Consider the following 22,595-nt stretch of genomic DNA (forward strand, 5'->3'; position numbering starts at 1 on the left):
CCCAACCCATGGTGCGTGCAGCGCCCGCCCCGCCAGCCCCGCAGGGCGCGCCCCGCCGCTGGCATCAAGTCCGGCGCGGAGGCTTCATTGCCACGCTGCTGTGCCTGGCGGCCCTGCTGGTGTGGGGCGCGGGCGAATGGGCAGAACAGAGCGAACGCGACGCCCAGTGGGACAACCTGCGCCGCCTGGGCGAGGTGCAAGCCCTGGCGCTGCGTGGCGTGGCCACGCGCTACAACTACCTGCCCTTCACCACCGCGCAGCACCCGCTGGTGCGCCAGTTATTGCAGGAGCCTTCATCGCAGGCCGTACGCGACGCAGCCAATGTCTACCTGCAGGCGGTGAACCAGCATGCGGGCTCCGACATGCTGTACGTGATGGACCCGCAGGGCCTCACCCTCGCGTCCAGCAACTGGGACACCCCCAACAGCTTTGTGCACCAGAACTACGGCAACAGGCCGTACTTTCGCGATGCCCTGGCGGGCCAGACGGGCCGCTTTTATGGCGTGGGCAAGACCACGGGCGAACCCGGCCTGTTTGTCTCAGCCCCCGTGGTCGATGCGGGCCGCGTGATCGGCGTGGTGGCGGTCAAGGTGCGCATGGAACCCATCTCGGACCCATGGGCCCAGCTGCGCGATCCAGTGTTCGTGACGGACGAGCGGGGCATCGTCTTTCTCGGCTCCGTGCCCGGCTGGCTCTACCGCACCAGCCAGCCCTTGCCCACCCCACTCGTGCAGCAGCTGCAGCACAACGAACAGTACGGCACAGGATGGACCCCGCGCGCCGTGCCCTGGACCCTGCACCCCCAAGACGACCCGCCCGGTACTGAACTGCGCCTTGACGGCGCTGGCGGCAAAAGCTACCTGGCGTTCGAAGAGAAGCTGCCCGACCTGGGCTGGACCCTCACCGTCACTGCCGACAGCCGCGTGGTGGCCCTGGCGCGGCAACAGGCCTGGGCGCTGGCCACGCTGGCGTCGGGCCTGCTGGTGCTGGGTGCGCTGTACTGGCAGTTGCGCGAGCGGCGCCTCGCCGAAAACCGGCTGGCCCGCATCGAACTGGAGCAGCGCGTGCAGGAGCGTACCCACGCGCTGCAGCAGGCCCAGGCGTTCCGCCAGTCCATGGAGGACTCGCTGCTGGTGGGCATGCGCGCCCGCGACCTCGAAGGGCGCATCGTCTATGTCAACGCGGCCATGTGCGATATGGTGGGCTACCGGGCCGACGAACTCATCGGCCAGCTGCCGCCCTACCCGTACTGGCACCCTGACGAGCTGGACCGCCACTGGAACGACAGCGACACCGTGCTGGCTGGCAACGCGTTTCCGCAGGGGCGGGAGAACCGGCTGAGGCACCGTGACGGGTCGGACGTGTACACGATGTTCTACACCACACGCCTTATCGACGGCAGCGGCCAGCACATCGGCTGGATGAGCTCGGTGGTCAACATCACCGCGCAGAAGCGGGCCGAAGAGCAGCAGCAGCAGCGCGAGACCCAGCTGCAGCGGGTGCAGCGCGTGATCACTGTCGGCGAGATGGCATCCACCCTGGCCCACGAGCTGAACCAGCCGCTGGCCGCCCTGGTCAACTATGCGGCCGCCGCACGGGCGCTGGCCGCCCAGGGCAAGACCGGCCCCCTCCACGACAGCCTGGAGGCCCTGTCGGCCCAGGCGCTGCGGGCCGCCGACATCGTGGGCCGCATCCGCCGCTGGGTGCGCCAGCACCCTGAAAGCCGCGAGCCTTGTGATCTGTCTGCCATCGTGGAGCAGTCGCTGGAGCTACTCTTGCGCGCCGAGGCTCGCCGCCAGGGGATCCCTGTGCGTGTGGAACAAGCCGGAGCCCCTTTGCCGGTGAACGCAGACCGTGTGCTGCTGGAGCAGGTGGTGATCAACCTGGGCCTGAATGCCCTGCAGGCCATGCAGACCCACCAGCCCCCGCCCGGCGGGCACGAATTGCGGCTGCGCATAGCCGCAGACGATGGCCAAGCGCTGGTGCAAGTGCTGGACCGGGGCCCAGGCCTGCCGCCCGGCATCGCCGAGCGCCTGTTCGAGCCTTTCTTCACCACACGTTCCGACGGTCTCGGCCTGGGTCTCAACATTTGCCGCTCCATCATTGAAAGCATGGGGGGCCAATTACAGGCCCGCAATCGAGAAGGCGGCGGCGCGGTCTTCGAGATCCGCCTGCCATGCCCCCCCGCCACCGAGAATGCCACCGCGCCATGACCTACGACACTGCCCCCATCGCCGCTGACTCGCCGGACCCCACCGTGGTCTACATCGTGGACGACGATGAAGGCGTGCGCCAATCTCTGGCCGCACTGCTGCTCGCACGCGGGTACTCGGTGCGGGCCTTCGACAGCGGCGAGGCCTTTCTGGCGCAGGCTGCACTGGACCACCCCGGCTGCGTGCTGCTGGACCTGCGCATGGAAGGCTTGAGCGGGCTGCAGGTATTCCACGAACTCGGCCAGCGCCACAGCGCGCTCAAGACCGTGTTCCTATCGGCCCACGGTGAGCTGTCCTCCGCCGTGGCAGCCGTCAAACAAGGGGCGGTGGATTGGCTCGAAAAACCGTGCAACGAAGCCACCTTGCTGGCCGCTGTCGAAAAGGCCTCCACGCTGTCGCAAACGCAGGCACGGCAGACACAACGGCAGCACCAGCTGCGCGAGCGCTGGAACGCCCTGAGCCCACGCCAGCAAGAGGTGGCCCAACTGCTGGGCATGGGCCTCAGCAGCAAGGAAGTGGCCCGTGCGCTGGCGCAGCGTGACCCGGAGCGCCCCATCGACCCGCGCACCGTGGACACGCACCGGTCCGCCATCTTCCTGAAGCTGGACATCCGCTCGTCGCACGAACTGGGCATGCTGGTGGAAGACCTGGGCGTGGCGCTCAGCGCGCCTCGCACGGCATGAACGTCCCCGCCTGACCATCACCCCCTCAGGGCTTCATAAGCTTTCTTACGATTTTTTTGCACAATGGCGCCCATGAACCGCAGAAACCTCATCCTCCTCGCCACCGCCGCTGCCACCGCAACGGCTTTTTCGTCCCCCGCCGTCTGGGCTCAGGATGCCGGCCAGCCCATCCGCCTGATCGTGCCGTATGCCCCGGGCGGCCCCATCGACGTCACGGCCCGCGCACTGGCCGAGCGCGTGCGCGAATCGCTGGGCACCGTCATCATCGACAACAAGGGCGGCGCGGGCGGCAACATTGGCGCCGACGCTATTGCCAAGGCAGCACCCGATGGCCTGACCATTGGCATCGCGGCCACCGCCACCCACGCAGTCAACCCCTGGCTGTATGCCCGCATGCCCTATGACGCAGGCAAGGACTTTGCCGGCATCACGCAGATGGTGCGCGTGCCCAATGTGCTGGTCATGAACGCCGCCAAGGCCGAGCAGCTCAAGATCCACACCGTGACCGACCTCATCGCCTACGCCAAGGCCAACCCCGCCAAGCTCAACTACGGCAGTGGCGGCAACGGCAGCGCGGGCCACCTGGCGGGCGAGATGTTCAAGCAGCGCGCCGGCATCTACGCGCTGCACATCCCCTACCGGGGCGCCAACCCGGCCCAGCTGGCACTGCTGGCGGGCGAGGTGGACTTCAACATCGACAATCTGGCCGCCGCAGCGCCCAACATCCGCGCGGGCAAGCTCAAGGCGCTGGCCGTGACCTCGCTCGACGCCTCGGCCTCGCTGCCAGGCGTGCCACCGCTGTCCGCGACTTTCAAGGGTTTTTCCATCGACACCTGGTGGGGCCTGGTGGCGCCGGCCGCCACGCCCAAGCCCATCATCGACAAGCTGAACAAGGCTTTTGTGGCGGCACTGAACGCGCCCGAAACGAAGACCCGCTTTGCCGCATTGCTGGCGGAGCCCGTGGCCACCACGCCGCAGCAGTTCGACAGCTTCATGGCCAGCGAGCGTGCCAAGTACCAGCAGGTGGTGAAGGCGTCCGGGGCAAAAGTCGATTGACGCGTCTGAGACGCAATCCGCTCGGTGCTGCCGCCTGAGGCGGCACCTCTTCGATGCCGTCCACGCCTGCGCGGGCAGGCTTGCGGCTGCGGCCTCCCAGCCTCCGAGAGAGACGCCACCCGAGGCCCGGCGGAGCCGGTTCCACGGCGGCACTGGCGTTGGACCGCGTCCGTTTCATCTGTCGCCCGCAAAGCCAATGCAGACGGGAGTATTTTTAAGCCTTTTCAGGCCCTGGCGCTTATCTATAAAGCGCAAAAAGCTCCCAATTTAGGAGCAAATTATTCACCCACCAAAGTGCCCACCCAAGCCGGGCCTTCCAGCTGGTGGATGTCCTGAGTCGCTACGGCCTGCAACGCCGACGCATCCACCCGCCCAGGCACCAGATCGGCCAGGGGGCGCAGCACGAACGCGCGCTCGGCCATGCGGGGGTGGGGCACGGTGAGTGTGGGGGAGTCGATCACCTGGTCACCAAACCACAGAATGTCGAGGTCCAGCGTGCGCGGCGCGTTGCGGTAGGGGCGCTCGCGGCCAGCAGATAGCTCGATGGCTTGCAGGGCACCCAGCAGGGCATCAGGTGCCAGAGTCGTTGTCAGCTCGGCCACGGCGTTGAGGTAGTCCGGGCCACCGGCATCGACCGGTGCGCTGCCATAGAGCGGCGACACGCGCAGGACCCGCGTGCCGGGCAATTGACCCATGGCCGCCAAAGCATTGCGCAAGGCGGCTTGCCGCTCTCCCAGATTGGCCCCCAGGCCCACATAGACCCGAGAGGGCCGCTCAGCCTGCTCCCCCACGTCCGGCCAACTCACTCGCCAGCCGCAGCAGGTGCTGCACCTTCGCCGCCACCACCACCGGGCTTGCGGCGACGACGGCGGCGCTTCTTGGGCGCGCCGCTTTCGGCGGCCCATTCGGTCTCGCCGCCCGCATGGTCAGTGTCTTGGACGGTGCCAGGGGCACGTGGTGCCGCCGCAGGTGCACTGCGAGGCACACGCTTGACCACAGGCTGCGCTTTCTGGCGGGCCTTCTGCTCTTCCTTGGCCTGGTCCATCAGGTCGTCGCGGCGCTCATCGTCCGCCGCCTGGAAGTCCTGCCACCACTCGGCCAGGGCTTCCTCGACTTCGCCCACATCGGCGCGCAGGCGCATGAAGTCGAACCCGGCGCGAAAGCGCGGCTGCATGACCATGCCGAACGGCGTGTTGCCCACGCGCTTTTCAAAACGCGGCTGCATCACCCAGATCTCACGCATGTCGGCGGCCAGCTTGCCGCGGCCCGACACGTCGCCAATGCGTTTGTCGAACACCTCGTCGATGGCCTCTTGCAGCGCGGGCAGCGGGTGTTGGCGCTGGTTCAGGCGCTCCTGCCAGCCATTGCGCACGTCTTCCCACAGCACGCAGGCCAGCAAGAAGCTGGGGGCCACGGGCTTGCCTTCGTTCACGCGGCGGTCGGTGTCCACCAGGGCCGCTTTGACAAACGGTGTGTCGGCGCGCTCCACGGCCACGTCCAGCAGCGGGTAGATGCCCTTGGACATGCCCAGCTTGCGCAGCTGCTCGATGGTGGCGATGGCGTGCCCGGTCTGCAGCAGCTTGAGCATTTCGTCAAACATGCGGCTTTGAGGCACCTCGGCCAGCAGGGCCTGCGACTGCACCAGCGGCGCGGCCGACTTGGCATCGATGCTGAAGCCCAGCGGGCTGAGCTTGGCCGCAAAACGCACGGCGCGGATGATGCGCACCGGGTCTTCGCGGTAGCGCGTGGCGGGGTCGCCAATCATGCGCAGCGTCTTCTTCTTCGCGTCCTGCAAACCCTTGTGGTAGTCGACCACGATCTGGCTGACCGGGTCGTAGTACATGGCGTTCACGGTGAAGTCGCGGCGCGTCGCGTCTTCGTCCTGCGGGCCCCAGACGTTGTCGCGCAGCACGCGGCCGCTGGCGTCCACGGCATGCTGCATGCCCGACAGCTGCGCCTTGCTGGTCTTTTCGTTGCCAGCCACCTGACCCGCTGCGGCATTGTCGAGGTAGGCGCGGAAGGTGGAGACCTCGATCACCTCGTGCTCGCGGCCCCGGCCGTGCACCACATGCACGATGCGAAAGCGCTTGCCGATGATGAAGGCGCGGCGAAACAGGCCCTTGACCTGCTCGGGCGTGGCGTTGGTGGCCACGTCGAAGTCCTTGGGGCGCAGGCCCAGCAGCAGGTCGCGCACAGCGCCACCCACGATGTAGGCCTCGAAGCCAGCGTCCTTGAGCGTCTGCACCACCTCGGCGGCGCGGCGGTCCACCAGCTCGGGGTTGATGCCGTGCACGCTGGCGGGCACCTCTTCGCGCTTGCCGAAATGGGGCTTGCCGCCCGAGGTCCCGGGCGTCGATTTGCCCAGCAGTTTGTCGATGAACTTCTTGATCATGGGTAGGGAGATATCAGGGGACTGCGAGCGCAGGGGGTCAGGAGGCCGTCTGGCTGGCAGGCTCGGCAAACAGGTCCAGTATGCGCCAGCCGCGCTCCTGGGCCAGGGCGCGCAGGCGCGGGTCGGGGTTGGTGGCGACCGGGTGGTTCACCTTCTCCAGCAGGGGCACGTCGTTCATGGAGTCGCTGTAGAAGGTGCTCTCCACGTCGGCCCAGCTGAGCTGCCGCTCGGCCAGCCATTGTTCCATGCGGCGCACCTTGCCTTCGCGCATGGTCGGGATACCGTCAATCTCGCCGGTGTACCAGCCGCTGGCGTCGCGCACCAGCTGCACGGCCAGCAGCTGCGGCACCCCCAGCGCCTGGGCGATGGGGGTGGTCACGAACTCGTTGGTGGCAGTGACGATCACCACCTCGTCGCCCGCTGCCTGATGCTGGCGGATCAGGTCGAGCGCCTGGGGCTGGATGGCGGGGGTGATGACCTCGCGCATGAACTGCTGGTGCGCCGCCGCTGCGGCCTCGGGCCCGCGCAGGCGCACGGCCTCGGTCGCAAAACGCACGTAGTCGTGTACATCGAGCGTTCCCGCCTGGTAGTGGGCATAGAACTCGTCGTTGCGGCGCGCGAACTCCACCGGGTCGTTCCAGCCGATGCGGATGGTGAACTCGCCCCACTCGTAGTCAGAGTCGAGCGGCAGCAGCGTGTGGTCCAGGTCAAACAGCGCCAAGCGAAGGCGGCTTCTTTGCATTTCAATCATTCAATAAGTTGCGCTGCGCGAGCGGTTGCAAAAACTGTCGCTGCCCAAACCCAGCGGCCGCCGCGCAAGGGCCGCCCCGCCGCGCTGGCGGCGTCCTCCTTCCCGCGGTGCGCAGCACAGCGAGAGAAGGGGGAAGCGGCGCAGCCGCTCAGGGGGTTGTCCCTCATTTTTTATTCCGACTCGAGCATTGTCTTGAGCAGCGGAATCGTGATGGCACGCTGGGTGCGCAAGGCAAAGGCGTCGAGCTGGTCCAGCAGCTGCATCAGGCTGCCCAGGTCGCGCGAAAAGCGGTTGAGCATGTAGTCCATGACTTCGTCGCCCAGGAACACGCCGCGCGCATCGGCCTCCTGGCGCAGCACGGCGCGGCGCTCGGCCTCGCCCAGCAGTTGCAGCTGGAACACATGGCCCCAGCCCAGACGGCTGCGCAGGTCGTCGCGCAGCGGCAGGTCGGCGGGGGGCAGATCGCCAGCCGCCAGCACCCAGCGCTGGCTACCGCTGGCGGGGCTGATGGCATTGACGAACCAGTTGAAGGCCGTGGCCTGCTGGGCGGTGCTGTACAGGTGCACGTCGTCCATGACCACGGCGGCCCAGCGTTCATCAAAATCCGGCGGCTCGCCCACCGAGGGGTCGAGCCAGCCCACGCTGGAGCCCTGCTCGCGCAGGGCCTGGCGCACGGCCTGGAGCAAATGGGTCTTGCCGCTGCCCGGCTCGCCCCAGAGGTAGGTGGGCACCGGAGAGCGGGTGGCTTCACTGCTGCCCGCCCCAGCGGCCAGGCGCAGGTGCTGCAGCGCGGCCTCGTTGGGCCCGGCAAAAAAACGGTCCAGGGTGGGCCCGGTGGCCAGGCCGATGTCCAGCGCCAGTTGCTTCATCGTCATGCGCGGCGCCCGCACAGTACAGGCTGAACCGTGGCGGAAGGTGCGGAAGCGGCGGTCAGGAAGAGGGTCAGCAGCGGCATCACAAGTGGGTGGGAAGGCACCGGGCCGTCGATGACTGCGGCCAGGCGCGGCGACAAAGTGGCATACGGCGCGTGGTCACCGACCGGCTCCCTCGCAGGGGCTGGGCGACAATGGCCGCGATTTTAGTCTGCTGCCAGCCCCCTGGGCCGCCGCCCGGCACCACCGTCCCCTGCCTTGCACCATGACACCTCCCACCTCCCCTGCAAAGCGCCTGCCCGCCAGCATCTGGGCGCTGGGCTTCGTCAGCCTGCTGATGGACGTGTCGTCCGAGATGATCCACAGCCTGCTGCCGGTGTTCCTGGTCACCACGCTGGGCGTGAGCATGCTCACGGTGGGCCTCATTGAAGGGGCCGCCGAGGCCACGGCTTTGATGCTCAAGGTGTTTTCGGGGGTGTTGAGCGACTGGTGGGGGCGGCGCAAGCCGCTGGCGGTGCTGGGCTATGGGCTCGGTGCACTGTCCAAACCCCTGTTTGCCATCGCTCCCACCGTGGGCCTGGTGGTCACGGCGCGCCTGCTCGACCGGGTGGGCAAGGGCATACGCGGCGCGCCGCGCGACGCGCTGGTGGCCGACCTTGCGCCGCCCGGCATGCGGGGCGCGGCCTTCGGGCTGCGGCAGTCCCTGGACACCGTGGGCGCCTTTTTGGGCCCACTGCTGGCCATGGGGCTGATGCTGCTATGGGCCAATGACTTCCGTGCCGTGTTCTGGGTGGCCGTGATTCCAGCCGCCCTGTGCGTGGCACTGCTCCTGGTGGGCGTGCGCGAGCCCGAGCGCGCCGCCAGCGCCGTGCGCACCAACCCCATCCGCCGCGAGAACCTGCGTCGCCTGGGCGGCGCCTACTGGTGGGTGGTGGCGCTGGGCGCCGTGTTCACGCTGGCGCGCTTCAGCGAGGCGTTTCTGGTGCTGCGCGTGCAACAGGGAGGCCTGCCGCTGGCCTGGACGCCCCTGGTGCTGGTGCTGATGAACGTGGTGTTTGCACTGGGCGCCTACCCGCTGGGCAAACTGGCAGACAGCACCCGCCACACCACGCTGCTGGCCTGGGGGCTAGTAGCGCTGATCGCTGCCGATGCGCTGCTGGTCCTCAGCGACCGGGGCGCCGCCGCCTGGCTGGGGATTGCGCTGTGGGGCCTGCACATGGCCATGACGCAGGGGCTGCTGGCCACCATGGTGGCCGACACCGCACCGGCCGACCTGCGGGGCACGGCGTTTGGCATGTTCAACCTGGTCAGCGGCGTGGCACTGCTGGTGGCCAGCGGGCTGGCAGGCCTGCTGTGGGACCAGCTGGGCGCCAGTGCCACGTTTGGTGCCGGAATCCTGTTTGCCACGCTGGCTCTGGCCGGTGTACTGGTGCAATCTGCCCGGCATGGCCGCACCCCAAAGCCCCCTGCCACACAGGGGTAAGAGCCTGTTCAAGGTCTTTTTGGAGTCGCACAAGTCCCTTGCCGGGATGGGATGCAAGGCGCGGTGTGCAGCCAATAGCCCATGCTATTGGCAAGCGCCGCAACGCCGCAGACCGCCCGGCAAGGCACTTGCCCGAAGGGTTGGAGTGAAATCGGGCGATTGAACGCCCCGGCTGCTTGCATGGGCATGAGCCCATGCGGCGCATCCGACGCATCCACTCCTCCCGATTGCACTCCAATGCGATCACCAAAAAGACCTTGAACAGGCTCTGCGCCGGGGCGCCGAGGCGTGCCCCTTAAAATCCCCGGATTCCAGCCCGCCCGGCGGGCCTACCAGCACCACACCATCCATGAGCTCTTCTGCCCCCTCCACCCCCATCTCCTACAAAGACGCCGGCGTTGACATCGACGCGGGCGACGCCCTGGTCGAGCGCATCAAGCCGCTGGCCAAGAAGACCATGCGCGAAGGCGTGCTGGCGGGCATCGGCGGCTTTGGCGCGCTGTTTGAAGTGCCCAAGCGCTACAAGGAGCCCGTGCTGGTCTCTGGCACCGATGGCGTGGGCACCAAGCTCAAGCTGGCGTTTGAATGGAACATGCACGACACCGTGGGCATCGACCTGGTGGCCATGAGCGTGAACGACGTGCTGGTGCAGGGCGCCGAGCCCCTGTTCTTCCTGGACTACTTTGCCTGCGGCAAGCTCGACGTGGACACGGCTGCGGCCGTGGTCGGCGGCATCGCCAAGGGCTGCGAACTCTCCGGTTGTGCGCTGATCGGCGGCGAAACGGCCGAAATGCCCGGCATGTACCCTGCGGGCGAATACGACCTGGCCGGCTTTGCCGTGGGCGCGGTCGAAAAGTCCAAGATCCTGACCGGCAAGGACGTGGCCCCTGGCGACGTGGTGCTGGGCCTGGCCAGCCACGGCGTGCACTCCAACGGCTTTTCCCTGGTGCGCAAGTGCATTGACCGCGCTGAAAGCCAGGGCACCGTGCCCGCCACGCTGGACGGCAAGCCCTTCAAGCAGGCCATCATGGAGCCCACCCGCCTGTACGTGAAGAACGTGCTGGCCGCGCTGGCCGCTCACCCCATCAAGGCCCTGGCCCACATCACCGGCGGTGGTTTGCTGGAGAACATCCCCCGCGTGCTGCCCGACGGCACCGCCGCGCACCTGAAGAAGGGCAGCTGGCCCCAGACCGAGCTGTTCGCCTGGCTGCAGAAGACGGCGGGCATCGACGACATCGAGATGAACCGCACCTTCAACAACGGCATCGGCATGGTGGTGGTGGTGGATGCGGCCAACGCCGAAGCCACGGCCGCCACGCTGCGAGCTGCCGGTGAACAGGTCTACGCGATTGGCACGATCGCAGCGCGTGGCGAAGGCGCCGCCGTGGTGGTGGCCTGATACCCGGCCAGCAACACCGCCCCCCTCACCGCGCATGGCGCAGCGCCCCGCTCCACCCCCCTCAGCGCAACCTGAGCCCACGCCCACCACCCTGCCGCCGCGCGCCCTGAACCAGGGTATCGTGGTGGCCAGCTATCTGCTGGTGGCCGCTGCGCTGCTGCTGGTGATGTGGCGTGGCCTGCTGCCCGGCCTGCTGTGTGTGTGCCTGGGCTTTTTGCTCACCCGGGCGCTCACAGGCTGGTTTGCAGCGGGGCTGGGCCGGATCCAGCGCCAAGCCGCCCCATCCCCCACCAGCCTGCGCGTGGCCCAGGTCACGGCCGCTGGTCTGGTGATGCTGCTGCCCCTGGCGCTGCTGGCGCTGGGCCTGACCCATTCGCGTGGCTACCTGGTCAGCGCACCGCAGCAGTACCAGGAACTGCTCACCTACATGGCCCGCACGGTGCTGGAGCTGCGCCTGAAGCTGCCCGCCGACATGGCCTCCCACCTGCCCGAGGGCGTGGCCGACATCCAGCGCATCATTGCCAGCTATCTGGGCGCCAAGGCCGGTGCGCTGGCCATGGCGGGGCGGGCCTGGCTCGCCGGTGTGCTGTTTGCCTATGTGGGCCTGCTCATCGGCGCGCTCGCCGCCGTGCGCCCGCCGGTGCTGGCGCGTGGCCCGCTGGCCCAGCAGCTCAAGCTGCGCATCACGCTGTTTGGCGAGGCGTTCCGCCAGATCGTGGCGGCGCAGTTCTGGATCGCGGCGTTCAACACCCTGCTCACCGCCCTGTTCCTGCTGTTCGTGCTGCCCGTGTGGGGGCTGCAGCTGCCTTACACGCCGGTGCTGATCACCTTCACCTTCGTGGCCGGGCTGGTGCCCATCGTGGGCAACCTGGTGTGCAACGTGGTGATCACCATCGTGGGGCTGTCGGTGTCGCCGCTGGCGGCCGCCGCCTGCCTGGGGTTTTTGATCCTGATCCACAAGGCCGAATATGTGATCAACGCCAAGGTGGTGGGCCGCCGCACCCAGATGGGCGTGTGGGAGCTTCTGAGCGTGATGTTCGTGGCCGAGGCCGTGTTTGGCCCTGCGGGGCTGGTGGCGGCGCCGCTGTTCTACGCCTACCTCAAGAAGGAACTGGTGGCCGCTCGGCTGGTGTGACCGCAGCCGGGCAGTGGCCTGCGCCCCCCCGGAGCCACCCGCACGGATAGTCACTTTTTGATAGCAGCAAGCACAATCAGCACTAACGCTTGCGGCCATTTTCTCGATCATTTTGCGAATTGACGGGCCACAAAGGCCCAGATGAGCGCCGACGCATCGGGCCCGGCCGGGTCGCTGTAGGGCAACTGCGCGGCGCCGCCGCTCCAGGCATGGGCCAGCCCGACCACCTCACGCAGCGCCACCACGGTACGGCCCCGGGCCTTGAATTCGGTCACCCGCATGGGGTATCGCTGGCCCCTCTGCAAGGTGCGGATGGCACCCGCCCGCGCCCCCAACGCACCGGCCCACAACAAGGCGGTCGCCGCCGCGTTGCGCACCGACACCACACCATCGGCATCGCCATGCACGATCAGCAGCGGGGGCAAGGCCGCAGCGGCGCTGACGGGCAGCACGGTAGCGTCTGTCGGTGTGACCGCAGCGGCAACCGCAGGAGGGTCCGGCAGATGGGCCTCGCGACGGCCATGCATGGCAGCCAGGGCCGTGGCGGCGGATTCGGCCGTGCCGGGCGCCACACCGGAATGCATGGCCACCGCGCAGAACCGGTGGGGGTAAAGCGCCGCCATCAGCACCGCCATGCTGGCGCCTGCCGACAACCCGGCCACCGCCACCCGCGCCAGGTCCACCGGCAGGCGGCGCGCCACCTTGTCCACGGCGGCCAGCAGCGTGGCGGCTTCGGCCTCGGCCCGGCCATTGCGGCGTTCAAACCAGTTCCAGCAGCCGTGGGCGTTGGCCATGCGCTCCTGCTCGGGGTACAGCACCACAAACCGATGGCGCGCCGCCAGCCGGTTCATGCGCGACACGGCGGCAATGTCCCGCCCCGTCTGGCCGCAGCCGTGCAGCATGACCAGCAGCGGCAGCTTTTCGCCCGGGCGCAGGGCCAGCCCGGCAGGCACATAGGCATGAAACCGCCGCGCCCCCGCCGGGCCGGGGGCCACGCCAGACATCCACTCGCCCCGCGACGGCACCGGCTTGCCTGCGGGGCGCGGTGTGCGGGCCGTGGAGGGCATCTTGGCAACCGCCGCCTTGCGCGGCGCTGTCCGCAGTTTCGATGCTGCCTTGGCCCGCACCGGCCGGGTGCTGGCCCGCGCAGCCCGCGCGAAGGCCTTGAGATTGCGCTGGTAGGCCCGCGTCAGGGACGACAGCGAGAACAGGCGGGAGCGGCGGGGCATAGGCGGGCAGGGGGTCTGGCGGTCGATGTTCAAGAATCAGGGAAAACCCTAGCCACCTTAACAGCTTCCCGCATCGCTCGGATAGTGCTATGTCTTTGATAGCTTGAAAGGCAATATGTACCGGCGCATAACGCTGATATGGCTCCAAAACCCGCTTCACAGGGCCAGCGCAGCACCTGAAATGGCCTGGGGCGCCAGCCAGGCCTGTCATTCGCCACAGAATGATGGCTGAAATTGATCGAATCCTGTCTCCGTCAGTGCGGACCGTCGGCCGTCGTGCAGTGAACATAAGCACATCCAAACCACTGCCTCTGTGAGCACACCATGAAAACCTGTCTGATAGTGATTGATGTCCAGGAATCGTTCCGCCACCGCCCCTTTTTCACCGAACACGACCTGCCTGCCTACCTGCGAGCGCAGAACGCGCTGATCGACGGGTGTGTCGCCCAGGGTATCCCGGTGGTGCGCGTGTTCCACAGCGACGGCCCCGAAGTCGCCGAGAACCCGTTTTCGCGGGCCTCGGGCCAGGTGCGGCCGCTGAAAGGCTTGGCCACCTTCGACGCAGCAGCCACCTTCACCAAGTCGCGCCACAGCGCGCTGGTGGGCACGGGCCTCGATGTGTGGCTGACACGCCATGGCATCCAGCGCCTGATCGTGAGCGGCATCCGCACCGAACAGTGCTGCGAAACCACCACCCGCCACGCATCCGACCTGGGCTGGGACGTGGACTACGTGACCGATGCCACGCTGACCTGGGACATGGTCCAGCCCGACGGCCAGGTGCTGGCGGCGGCCGACATCAAGACCCGCACCGCCACCGTGCTGCAAGGCCGATTTGCGACCTTGTGCACCGTGCAACAGGCGCTGGACCGGGCGGCCGCATGAGCGCCGCGCCGGGCCGCCCCAAGCAAGCTCGCACCGCAGGCGAAGCCGAAGGTACAACAGTGAGCGCCCAGCCATTGCAGGTCGCCATCCTGGTGTTCGACGACGTGGAGGCCCTGGACCTGGGCGGGCCCTATGAGGTCTTCACCACCGCCAGCCGCATGCACCAGCGGCAACATCCCGGCGCGCCTGCACCGTTTGTGGTGCAGTGCGTGGCCCGCAGCCTGGACCCGGTGCGCGCCCGGGCGGGTTTGCGCGTGTTGCCCGATGCGGACTTTGCCAGCGCCACCGCACCCGATGTGCTGATCGTGCCCGGCGGCGTGGTCGATGCCGCTGCGGCCTGCCCTGCCACCCGCGCCTGGGTCGCCCAGGCGGCAGGCCGTGCGCAGATCACGGCCTCGGTGTGCACAGGGGCCTTCATTCTGGCCGCAGCCGGTGTGCTGACGGAAGGCCCGGCCACCACCCACTGGGAGGACACCGCCGACCTGCGCACGCAGTACCCCGCGCTCGACGTGCGGGAGAATGTGCGCTGGGTGGACCGGGGCGCGCTGGTGACCTCGGCCGGCATCAGCGCCGGCATCGACATGAGCCTGCACCTGGTCACCCGGCTGCTGGGCGCGGCGCTGTCCGAGCGCACGGCCCGCCAGATGGACACGCCCTGGAACCCCCAGCCATGACACGCTTTTAGCCTGACCCAAAGCCATCGATGCAGAACCCGGCCTCGTCCCCCATCCACGTCTATTTCGCCCTGCTGCCGGGCAGCCTGGTGCTGGACTGGGCGGGCCCGGCCGAAGCGCTGCGCATCGCCAATCAGACCCTGGCCAAGCAAGGCCAGCCCGAGCGATTTGTGCAGCACTTTGTGAGCCCCACGCCCGAGTCTGTCTCGTCGGTAGGTGCCGTGCTGACCCAGCTGGAGCCGCTGCCTGCCACCCTGCCCAGCCCCGCCTGGGTGGTGCTGGTGGGTCTGGCCGGGCAACACATCGCGGTGGATGGTGACGAGGCCCGCGCGCTGCTGCACTGGCTGCGCGGGCTGCGGCCCGTGGCGGGGCAGCTGGAGCTGATCACCGTGTGCGCGGGCTCGGTGCTGGCCGCCCATGCCGGCCTGCTGACGGGGCGCCGCGCCACCACCCACCACCAGCATCTGGACGAGCTGGCCGCCGTGGACCCGCGCTGCGACGTGGTGGCCAACCGCGTGTTTGTGGCCGACGGCGCCGTGTACAGCAGCGCGGGCGTGACAACGGGCATCGACCTGCTGCTGCACCGCATCTCCGACACCTGCGGCCCCGCGCTGGCCGCGCAGGTGGCACAGGCCATGGTGGTGGCCCTGCGCCGGGGGCCCAACGACCCGGAGTTCTCGCCCTTTCTGCACCACCGCAACCACCTGCACCCGGCCCTGCACCGCGTGCAGGACGCCGTGGGCCAACAGCCCCAGGCCGACTGGAGCGTGCCGCAAATGGCCGAGGTGGCGCACACCTCACCCCGGCATCTGACGCGGCTGTTTCTGGAACATGCGGGCATCGCCCCGCTGCAATACCTGCGCCGCATCCGCCTGGCCACGGCCGAGGCCGCGCTGCGGTCCGGCCAGAACGTGACGCAGGCCGCGCTGATGGCGGGGTTCAGCTCCGACACGCAGCTGCGCCGGGCCTGGCACCAGTTCGGGCGCGGCGGCACGCCATCACAGGGCAGTGCGCGCAGCCACTGAGGGGCCCGTCCGGTGTGATGCCGCGCGATGCACGCGACACGGTACCCGCCGATAATGAAGCCCTTTGCCGCACCACCCGCCGGGTCGCCACCATGCAAGAACCACCCCGCCCCGCCAACGAGCCCGACCGCCTGCAGGCGCTGCGCCAGCTGCTGATTCTGGACACGCCGCCCGAAGAGCGATTTGACCGCCTGACGGCCTTTGCTGCGCAGGAGTTCGATGTGCCCACGGCGCTGCTCTCGCTGATCGATGACGACCGCCAGTGGTTCAAGTCGCGGGTGGGCATGGATTCGTGCGAGACCCCGCGAAGCATCTCGTTCTGCGGCCACGCCATCCTGCAGGACGACATCATGGTCGTGCCCGATGTGAACCAGGACGAGCGCTTCATCGGCAACCCGCTGGTCACAGGGGAGCCCTACATCCAGTTTTATGCAGGCGCTCCGCTCAAGCTGCCCAATGGGCACAACGTGGGCACCCTGTGCCTGATCGATAGCAAACCGCGCACCCTGGACGACATCGACCTGGCCATCCTGGGATCGCTGCGCGATCTGGCAGTGGAAGAACTGGTGCGCCGCGAGCAGGGAGACGCTGCCCCATGAACGACCGCAGTCCCCAGGACATCCTGCTGGTTGAACCCAGTTCGCTGACCGGCAGCATCATCGTGACCACGGCCCGCCAGCTGAACCTGCCCGTGGTACGGCAGGTGAACAGCGTGCGCATGGCCCAGCAGCGGCTGAGCCAAGCGAACTATGCGGGCGTGATCGTCTCGCTCGACGAACAGGAGCAGGAGGCAGTCGCCTTGCTGGAGCAGGTGCGCAACGATGAACTGGCCGTCAGCGCCGATGTGCCGGTGGCGGTGACCACCACGCAGGTCGATGCCTCCACCGCCGTGAAGATGAAGGCCCTGCAGGTGCGGCGGGTGCTGATCAAGCCCTTCAAGGTGCGGGATGTGATCGCCACCATTGCACTGCTGAAGGACGCGTAGCCAAGCCCGCGAGCGCAGGGATCCAGCGGCCTCAGTAAACCTCTGGCACGTACATGCTGGCAGGCACGGGCTGGCGCAGGTATTCGGGGTTGCGCACGCGGTCGGGCAGCACCACGGGCGGGTGTGACACCTCCTGGTAGGGCAGCTGCGACAGCAGGTGCGCAATGCAGTTCAAGCGCGCCTTTTTCTTGTCCACCGCCTGCACCACCCACCAGGGTGCTTCGGGGATGTGGGTGCGCTCCAGCATCGTTTCCTTGGCCTTGGTGTAGGCCTCCCAGCGCACGCGGCTTTCCAGATCCATGGGGCTGAGCTTCCACTGCTTGAGCGGGTCGTGAATACGGCCCAGAAAGCGCAGGTGCTGCTCTTCATCGGTGATGGAGAACCAGTATTTGACCAGCGTGATGCCCGAACGCACCAGCATCTTTTCAAACTCGGGCACGGTGCGGAAGAACTCTTCGTATTCGTCGTCGGTGCAAAAGCCCATCACCCGCTCGACGCCCGCGCGGTTGTACCAGCTGCGGTCAAACAGCACCATCTCGCCCGCCGCAGGCAGGTGCGCTACATAGCGCTGAAAGTACCACTGCGTGCGCTCTCGGTCGTTGGGTGCGGGCAGTGCCGCCACCCGGGCCACACGGGGGTTCAGGCGCTGCGTGATGCGCTTGATGACGCCCCCCTTGCCCGCCGCATCGCGCCCCTCGAACAGGATCACCACCTTCTGGCGGCTGTGCTGCACCCAGTCCTGCAGCTTGACCAGCTCGCCCTGCAGGCGAAACAAGTCCTTGAAATATTGCTGGCGCGCCAGCTTGTCGCCGGGGCTGGGGGCGCCGATGTCATCGACCTCGCGGTCTTCGATCTCCAGCTCAATCTCTTCGTCGTAGCTGTCAATGAGGTCGTTGGCGATGCGCTGCATCAGCTCCTGTGTGTCGAGGGCGTTGTTGTGGAACATGGGCAAGCATCCGGCGGTAGTGCAAATCAGATGCGCGATGGTGGACCGCTGCAGTGACAGCGCCATGACACTGGTGTGATCTGTCACAACGCTGTCATGCCCAGAGGCCAGCATGCGAGGCCGTGCCGACAGCAGACCACTCCGCCGCTTTGTCAAATCCCCTCGCCCCCAACGCCAGCCTGAACTACGGCGGAGATGCCGCCGGGCTGATCTACGGCTACCTGCTGGGTACCGACACCCCGCCGCAGGAGGTCGATTCGGCCCAGGCCGCGCAGTGGCTGGCCGACCTCCAGGCAGGCGCCGCGCCGTCAGGGCAGTTTCTGTGGCTGCACTTCAACCTGAGCCACGCGCAGGCCGTGCGCTGGATGGAGCGGCACGCCCATCTGCCGGAAGCCTTTTTTGATGCGCTGAAGGACCGCTCGGTATCGACCCGCATCGAGCGCGACGACGACACACTGATTGCCGTGCTCAACGACGCACACTTTGATTTTGCGTTCGAGCCTTCGGACATTGCGACCCTGTGGACCAGCGTGGCGCCGCACCTGATGGTGACCGGCCGCACGCGCCCGTTGCGGTCGGTGGATGCGCTGCGTACTACGGTGCGCAGCGGCAACGCCCCGTGCTCCAGCGTGGCGTTGCTGGCCGAACTGATGCGCACGCAGGCATCAGGCCTCGTGGACATCGTGCGGGGCGTGACCCAGCGCATCGACGATGTGGAAGACGCGCTACTGGCCGGCCGCCTGGACCACAAGCGCGCACGGCTGGGTGTGCTGCGGCGCTTGCTGGTGCGGCTGCAGCGGCTGCTGGCGCCCGAGCCTGCGGCGCTGTTCCGCCTGCTGCAGCACCCGCCGGCCTGGATGGGCGCCGACGATGCGCAGGAGCTGCGCGATTCGACCGAAGAGTTCTCTGTGGTGCTGCGCGACATGCAGGGCCTGCAGGAGCGCATCAAGCTGCTGCAGGAAGAAATTGCCGCCAGCGTGCAGGAGGCCAACAGCCGCAGCCTGTTCGTGCTGACGGTGGTGACCGTGCTGGCCCTGCCCATCAACATTCTGGCCGGCCTGTTTGGGATGAACGTGGGCGGGGTGCCGCTGGCCGACAACGGCCACGGCTTCTGGATCATCGTGGCCGTGGTGGCGGCTTTCACGGCGGTTGCGGGCTGGCTGGCCCTGCGAGGCACGCGCGATCAGTAGGTGGGACCGTGCGGCAGGTGTGATCGCCCGACATGCCCGGTGGCAAGCCCCACTACAATGCCGCCCCTTGCCCAGCTCCCCGGACCCCCTGCCACCATGAACATCGTCGTCAACGAAGAACTCAAAGCCTACATCGAACCCTTGACCCCCGACGAACACGACGCGCTGGAACGCAGCATCCTCACCGAAGGCTGCCGCGACGCACTGGTGCTGTGGGGCGATGTGCTGGTGGACGGGCACAACCGCTACGGCATCTGCCAAAAACATGGCCTGCCGTTCCAGACCGTGCAGAACCCGCGCTTTCAGTCGATGGAAGACGTGCACCTGTGGATGATCGACCAGCACCTGGGCCGCCGCAGCGTGTCGGATTTCCAGCGCGGCGTGCTCGCCCTGCGCAAGCGCGAGATCATGGCCGAGCGCAAGGCCCGCGCAGCCACCTCCACAGAGACCGCCGAAGCCACCCCCACGGCTGACGTGCCCGAGGCAGCAGCCGCCCTGCCCGCTCCCGACCCGTTGAACAGCCGCGAGGCCATTGCCAAGGCTGCGCGGCTGAGCAGCAGCCAGGTGGTGATGATCGAAAAGATCCAGAAACAGGCGGCCCCCGAGCTGGTGGCCGCTGTGAAGTCCGGCACCATCTCCATCAACGCCGCAGCCGCTGTGGCTACTCTGCCCGCCGAGGAACAGGTGGCAGCGGCCGTGGCCGGCAAGGACGAACTCAAGCAGGCGGCCAAACGCGTGCGCGAACTCAACAAGCGCAAGCCGCGCGAGGAGGCTCCGGCAGAAGGTAGCCCGGCAGACACCCCCACGGACTCCGCTCCAGCCAGCGACGAGTTGCACACACTGCGCATCCGTGTGGCGGAACTGACGGCGGAGAACACCGAGCTACGCTGTCAAGTAGCGCAATTGCAGGCAGCGCTGCCTGCAGACAGCACGCCGTTCTAAAACTATTTTTGAGTCAGGCGCCGGACATCAGCCGTTGGCGTTGCGCAGCGCGCTCAGCCGGTCGGCGATGAGGTCGAGATCCAGCCCATCTTCGCTGTGGGCCAGATAGGCCTCCAGGTCGGCCACCGCCTCGGCTGTGTTGCCTCGCTCGGCGTGCGCCAGCCCCCGGTCGCGGCGCTCGCCCCAGGCCTCGGGCAGCAACACGATCAACCGGTCCAGCACGGCGACCAGCCGTTGCCAGTCCTGCTGGGTGCGGTGCACCTCCTTGAGGTTGCGTAGCATGCGCGCAATGATGTCGCGCGGTGTGGCTGCCTGCAGATACAAGCCGAGCGGTACGTCGTAATCGTCCACCAGACCATTGCGGCGCTTGTAGGGCTCCAGCCGCTCGGCCAGCTCCTCGCGGCTGAGTGACTGGCCCGAGATCGGGTCCAGCACCACCTGGCCCTTGGGCAGCAGCACCTTGACCATGAAGTGCCCCGGGAACGCAATGCCCCGCGCATGCAGGCCCAGCCCCTGGGCCAACTCCATCCACAGCACAGCCAGGCTGATGGGAATGCCCCGGCGCGTGCGCAGCACGGCGTTGAGGTAGCTGTTCTCAGGGTCGTAGTAGTTGTTGATGTTGCCGCCAAAACCCAGGTCGGCAAAAAAGAACTGGTTGAGCGTGCGCAGCCGCTGCAGCGCCGGCGCATCGGCAGGCAGGCGGCGCTTGATACGGGCCTGCAGCTGGTCCACATCGCCCAGCAGTTGCTGCACGTCGAACTCGGGGTATTCATCCTGCGCGAGGCTGGCGGCGGCTTCGAGCAGCGGAAAGTGGTCGTCGCTCTGCACCAGCGATGCAAAGTACTCCAGCGAGGTGGGCACGGAAAGGCTCAAGGACATGGCAGCTTTGTACGGGGCCGTCGCCATGGCGTCAAGCCACAGAAGCGCGGGCTTTGCGGGGTATTTCGGGGTCCAGGCCTGCCGCAGATATTCAGCGGCGCAGCAGCTGGCGCAGCTTCAGGCCGGCCGCCCACAGGGCGCCAAAGTACAGCACTGCGGCTGCAGCCATCATCGCGGCCAGCAGGCCAATGCGCTGCAGGCGCTGCGCCTTCATTTCCACCCAGTCGAAATGCTGGGCGCCCCACGCCAGCAGCACTGCCAGCAAGGCGCTGGCCGCCACCACCTGCAAGGCAAACCGCCCCCAGCCGGGCAAGGGCCGGTAGCTGCCGCGCCGCAGCAGCCCCACCAGCAGCCAGGTAGCGTTGATGACCGCCCCCACGCCAATCGACAGCGTCAGCGCCGCATGCTGCAAATAGGGCACCAGCACAAAGTTCATCACCTGCGTGAGCACCAGCACCGCCACGGCAATCAGCATGGGTGTGCGCATGTCGTGCTTGGCAAAGTAGCCCGGCGCCAGCACCTTGATGGCCACGATACCCACAATGCCAACCCCGTAGCCCGCCAGCGCCAGCGTGGTCTGCTGCACGTCCCGGTCGGCAAAGGCGCCGTAGTGGTAGAGCACGGCCACCAAAGGCTTGGCAAACACCAGCAGCGCCACCATGCAGGGCACCGACAGCACCACCACCAGCCGCAGCCCCCAGTCGAGCATGGCCGAATAGCGTTCGTCATCCTGCTTGGCGCGGGCACTGGCCAGCTGCGGCATCAGCACCACGCCCAGCGCCACGCCCAACAGGGCGGTGGGCAGCTCCATCAGGCGGTCGGCATAGGTGATCCAACTCACGCTGCCGGTGGCCAGGTGCGAGGCAATCTGCGTATTGATGAGCAGCGAAACCTGCGCCACGCTCACCCCCAGCAAGGCGGGCAGCATCAGGTGCGCCACCTTGCGGGTGGTCGGGTCCGCCCACGCAGCGCGGATGGCGGACCAGCGCACGCCAATGCGGGGCAGCAGCCCCAGGCGCAGCAGCGCAGGCACCTGGATGCCCAGTTGCAGCAGACCACCCAGCATCACGCCCGCCGCCTGCGCATAGATGGGCTCGATGCCATGGCGCTTGAACAAGGGCGCGCCCAGCGTGATGGACAGGATGAGCGCAATGTTGAGCAACACCGGCGAGGCTGCAGGCACCGCAAACTTCTTCCATGTGTTGAGAATGCCCCCCGCCAGCGCCACCAGCGACATGAAGCCGATGTAGGGGAACATCCAGCGGGTCATCGTGACTGCGGCGTCAAACCCCTGGGGCTGAAGCCCACTGGCCATGGCCCACACCATCCAGGGCGCACCCAGCACGCCCGCGATGCACAGCAGCACCAGCGTCCAGGCCAGCAAGGTGCCCACGTGGTCGATCAGCACCCGGGCGCCCTCGTCGCCGTCCTCGGCCCGGGTGGCAGCCAGCACCGGCACAAAAGCCTGGCTGAAAGCGCCCTCGCCAAGCACCCGGCGGAACAGGTTGGGAATGCGGAACGCCACATTGAAGGCGTCCGTCATGGCACTGACCCCGAACACGGAGGCCATGAGCAACTCGCGCACCAGCCCGGTGATGCGGGAGACGAGGGTCAAGAGGGAGACGGTGGAGGCGGCTTTGAACAGTGACACCGCGGGGAGTGTATTCCCCCTGCGCCGCTTCGCGCCTGGGTACAGCTGCCACAGGCGGCAGGTTTTTCAACCCGTCCAAGCCTGCACAGGCGGGCTCGAAGCCGTGCCCCTCAGCCGTCAAGGGCGATGCACATGTTGCGCTGACAGAGCCAGGCGCCACCGGTGCGCTGGCAATGGCATTCCGCCGGTTCGGGCACAGGGGTGG

The 22,595-nt window shown here is 67.7% G+C and carries 21 protein-coding genes; 13 read left to right on the forward strand and 8 right to left on the reverse strand.

All coding sequences use genetic code 11. The features are described from left to right. The first annotated feature begins 8 nt into the window (after nucleotides 1–8). The 3 genes from IB236_RS08420 to IB236_RS08430 all read left to right on the forward strand — a co-directional run bounded on the left by IB236_RS08420 (nucleotide 9) and on the right by IB236_RS08430 (nucleotide 3,952). Nucleotides 9–2,213 carry an ATP-binding protein gene (locus tag IB236_RS08420; protein ID WP_225581033.1) on the forward strand — a complete coding sequence of 735 codons (2,205 nt, stop codon included), beginning with the start codon at nucleotides 9–11 and terminating at the stop codon, nucleotides 2,211–2,213. Further along, the gene (locus IB236_RS08425; protein WP_192420075.1) at nucleotides 2,210–2,896 is read left to right on the forward strand and encodes a response regulator transcription factor; all 687 of its coding nucleotides are present in this window, start codon (nucleotides 2,210–2,212) and stop codon (nucleotides 2,894–2,896) included. Before IB236_RS08420 ends, IB236_RS08425 begins: the two co-directional genes overlap by 4 nt. Nucleotides 2,897–2,968: 72 nt before the next feature. After that, nucleotides 2,969–3,952 carry a tripartite tricarboxylate transporter substrate binding protein gene (locus IB236_RS08430; RefSeq protein ID WP_056748292.1) on the forward strand — a complete coding sequence of 328 codons (984 nt, stop codon included), beginning with the start codon at nucleotides 2,969–2,971 and terminating at the stop codon, nucleotides 3,950–3,952. A 278-nt stretch (nucleotides 3,953–4,230) separates the two neighbouring features. Here IB236_RS08430 and folK read toward each other — a convergent pair whose 3' ends face one another. The 4 genes from folK to hda form a co-directional block, all read right to left on the reverse strand. After that, nucleotides 4,231–4,758 (reverse strand): 2-amino-4-hydroxy-6-hydroxymethyldihydropteridine diphosphokinase, encoded by a 528-nt coding sequence (folK, locus tag IB236_RS08435; RefSeq protein ID WP_370539900.1) that lies wholly within the window; start codon nucleotides 4,756–4,758, stop codon nucleotides 4,231–4,233. Next, nucleotides 4,755–6,344 (reverse strand): polynucleotide adenylyltransferase PcnB, encoded by a 1,590-nt coding sequence (gene pcnB / locus IB236_RS08440; RefSeq protein ID WP_056066705.1) that lies wholly within the window; start codon nucleotides 6,342–6,344, stop codon nucleotides 4,755–4,757. Before pcnB ends, folK begins: the two co-directional genes overlap by 4 nt. Before the next feature lie 37 nt (nucleotides 6,345–6,381). Further along, on the reverse strand, nucleotides 6,382–7,086 hold the full coding sequence (locus IB236_RS08445) for an HAD family phosphatase (RefSeq protein WP_225581034.1): 705 nt from the start codon (nucleotides 7,084–7,086) through the stop codon (nucleotides 6,382–6,384). Between the two features lie 179 nt (nucleotides 7,087–7,265). Then, the gene (gene hda / locus IB236_RS08450; RefSeq protein ID WP_056748298.1) at nucleotides 7,266–7,964 is read right to left on the reverse strand and encodes a DnaA regulatory inactivator Hda; all 699 of its coding nucleotides are present in this window, start codon (nucleotides 7,962–7,964) and stop codon (nucleotides 7,266–7,268) included. 268 nt (nucleotides 7,965–8,232) lie between these two features. On the opposite strand from hda, the gene IB236_RS08455 reads away from it, so the two are divergent. The 3 genes from IB236_RS08455 to IB236_RS08465 all read left to right on the forward strand — a co-directional run bounded on the left by IB236_RS08455 (nucleotide 8,233) and on the right by IB236_RS08465 (nucleotide 11,984). Continuing rightward, a complete protein-coding gene (locus IB236_RS08455; protein WP_192420079.1) occupies nucleotides 8,233–9,450 on the forward strand; it encodes an MFS transporter in 1,218 nt (405 codons plus the stop codon). Nucleotides 9,451–9,799: 349 nt separating this feature from the next. Beyond that, nucleotides 9,800–10,849 carry a phosphoribosylformylglycinamidine cyclo-ligase gene (gene purM / locus IB236_RS08460; RefSeq protein ID WP_056066695.1) on the forward strand — a complete coding sequence of 350 codons (1,050 nt, stop codon included), beginning with the start codon at nucleotides 9,800–9,802 and terminating at the stop codon, nucleotides 10,847–10,849. A 34-nt stretch (nucleotides 10,850–10,883) separates the two neighbouring features. Then, a complete protein-coding gene (locus tag IB236_RS08465) occupies nucleotides 10,884–11,984 on the forward strand; it encodes an AI-2E family transporter (RefSeq protein ID WP_056066692.1) in 1,101 nt (366 codons plus the stop codon). A gap of 107 nt (nucleotides 11,985–12,091) precedes the next feature. Here IB236_RS08465 and IB236_RS08470 read toward each other — a convergent pair whose 3' ends face one another. Beyond that, nucleotides 12,092–13,213: a PHB depolymerase family esterase gene (locus tag IB236_RS08470; protein WP_192420082.1), complete on the reverse strand. Its 1,122-nt coding sequence runs from the start codon at nucleotides 13,211–13,213 to the stop codon at nucleotides 12,092–12,094. A 324-nt stretch (nucleotides 13,214–13,537) separates the two neighbouring features. On the opposite strand from IB236_RS08470, the gene IB236_RS08475 reads away from it, so the two are divergent. The 5 genes from IB236_RS08475 (at nucleotide 13,538) to IB236_RS08495 (ending at nucleotide 16,782) form a co-directional block, all read left to right on the forward strand. Next, the gene (locus tag IB236_RS08475) at nucleotides 13,538–14,098 is read left to right on the forward strand and encodes a cysteine hydrolase family protein (RefSeq protein ID WP_146869574.1); all 561 of its coding nucleotides are present in this window, start codon (nucleotides 13,538–13,540) and stop codon (nucleotides 14,096–14,098) included. Between the two features lie 59 nt (nucleotides 14,099–14,157). Further along, on the forward strand, nucleotides 14,158–14,772 hold the full coding sequence (locus tag IB236_RS08480; RefSeq protein WP_146869611.1) for a DJ-1/PfpI family protein: 615 nt from the start codon (nucleotides 14,158–14,160) through the stop codon (nucleotides 14,770–14,772). A gap of 29 nt (nucleotides 14,773–14,801) precedes the next feature. Continuing rightward, entirely contained in the window at nucleotides 14,802–15,797 is a 996-nt protein-coding gene (locus IB236_RS08485; RefSeq protein ID WP_056748306.1) for a GlxA family transcriptional regulator, read from the forward strand. Nucleotides 15,798–15,889: 92 nt separating this feature from the next. After that, a complete protein-coding gene (locus tag IB236_RS08490; protein ID WP_192420084.1) occupies nucleotides 15,890–16,396 on the forward strand; it encodes a GAF domain-containing protein in 507 nt (168 codons plus the stop codon). Next, nucleotides 16,393–16,782, forward strand: coding sequence for a histidine kinase (locus tag IB236_RS08495; protein WP_192420086.1), 390 nt, complete (start codon nucleotides 16,393–16,395; stop codon nucleotides 16,780–16,782). Before IB236_RS08490 ends, IB236_RS08495 begins: the two co-directional genes overlap by 4 nt. Before the next feature lie 31 nt (nucleotides 16,783–16,813). On the opposite strand, the gene ppk2 is transcribed toward IB236_RS08495, so the two are convergent. After that, nucleotides 16,814–17,728 carry a polyphosphate kinase 2 gene (gene ppk2 / locus IB236_RS08500; RefSeq protein ID WP_192420088.1) on the reverse strand — a complete coding sequence of 305 codons (915 nt, stop codon included), beginning with the start codon at nucleotides 17,726–17,728 and terminating at the stop codon, nucleotides 16,814–16,816. Between the two features lie 149 nt (nucleotides 17,729–17,877). Between ppk2 and IB236_RS08505 the strand changes: the two genes are divergently transcribed. Together IB236_RS08505 and IB236_RS08510 are read left to right on the forward strand one after the other, a co-directional pair. Next, nucleotides 17,878–18,918, forward strand: coding sequence for a transporter (locus IB236_RS08505; protein WP_192420090.1), 1,041 nt, complete (start codon nucleotides 17,878–17,880; stop codon nucleotides 18,916–18,918). Between the two features lie 96 nt (nucleotides 18,919–19,014). Next, nucleotides 19,015–19,860: a plasmid replication/partition related protein gene (locus tag IB236_RS08510; RefSeq protein WP_192420092.1), complete on the forward strand. Its 846-nt coding sequence runs from the start codon at nucleotides 19,015–19,017 to the stop codon at nucleotides 19,858–19,860. Between the two features lie 27 nt (nucleotides 19,861–19,887). On the opposite strand, the gene IB236_RS08515 is transcribed toward IB236_RS08510, so the two are convergent. Together IB236_RS08515 and murJ are read right to left on the reverse strand one after the other, a co-directional pair. Continuing rightward, nucleotides 19,888–20,739 carry a SirB1 family protein gene (locus IB236_RS08515; RefSeq protein WP_056066673.1) on the reverse strand — a complete coding sequence of 284 codons (852 nt, stop codon included), beginning with the start codon at nucleotides 20,737–20,739 and terminating at the stop codon, nucleotides 19,888–19,890. Nucleotides 20,740–20,830: 91 nt separating this feature from the next. After that, a complete protein-coding gene (murJ, locus tag IB236_RS08520) occupies nucleotides 20,831–22,390 on the reverse strand; it encodes a murein biosynthesis integral membrane protein MurJ (protein ID WP_056748309.1) in 1,560 nt (519 codons plus the stop codon). Nucleotides 22,391–22,595: the final 205 nt, after the last annotated feature.

The sequence above is a fragment of the Acidovorax sp. ACV02 genome (assembly GCF_014851475.1).
In the GTDB taxonomy this organism is placed as follows: domain Bacteria; phylum Pseudomonadota; class Gammaproteobacteria; order Burkholderiales; family Burkholderiaceae_C; genus Acidovorax; species Acidovorax delafieldii.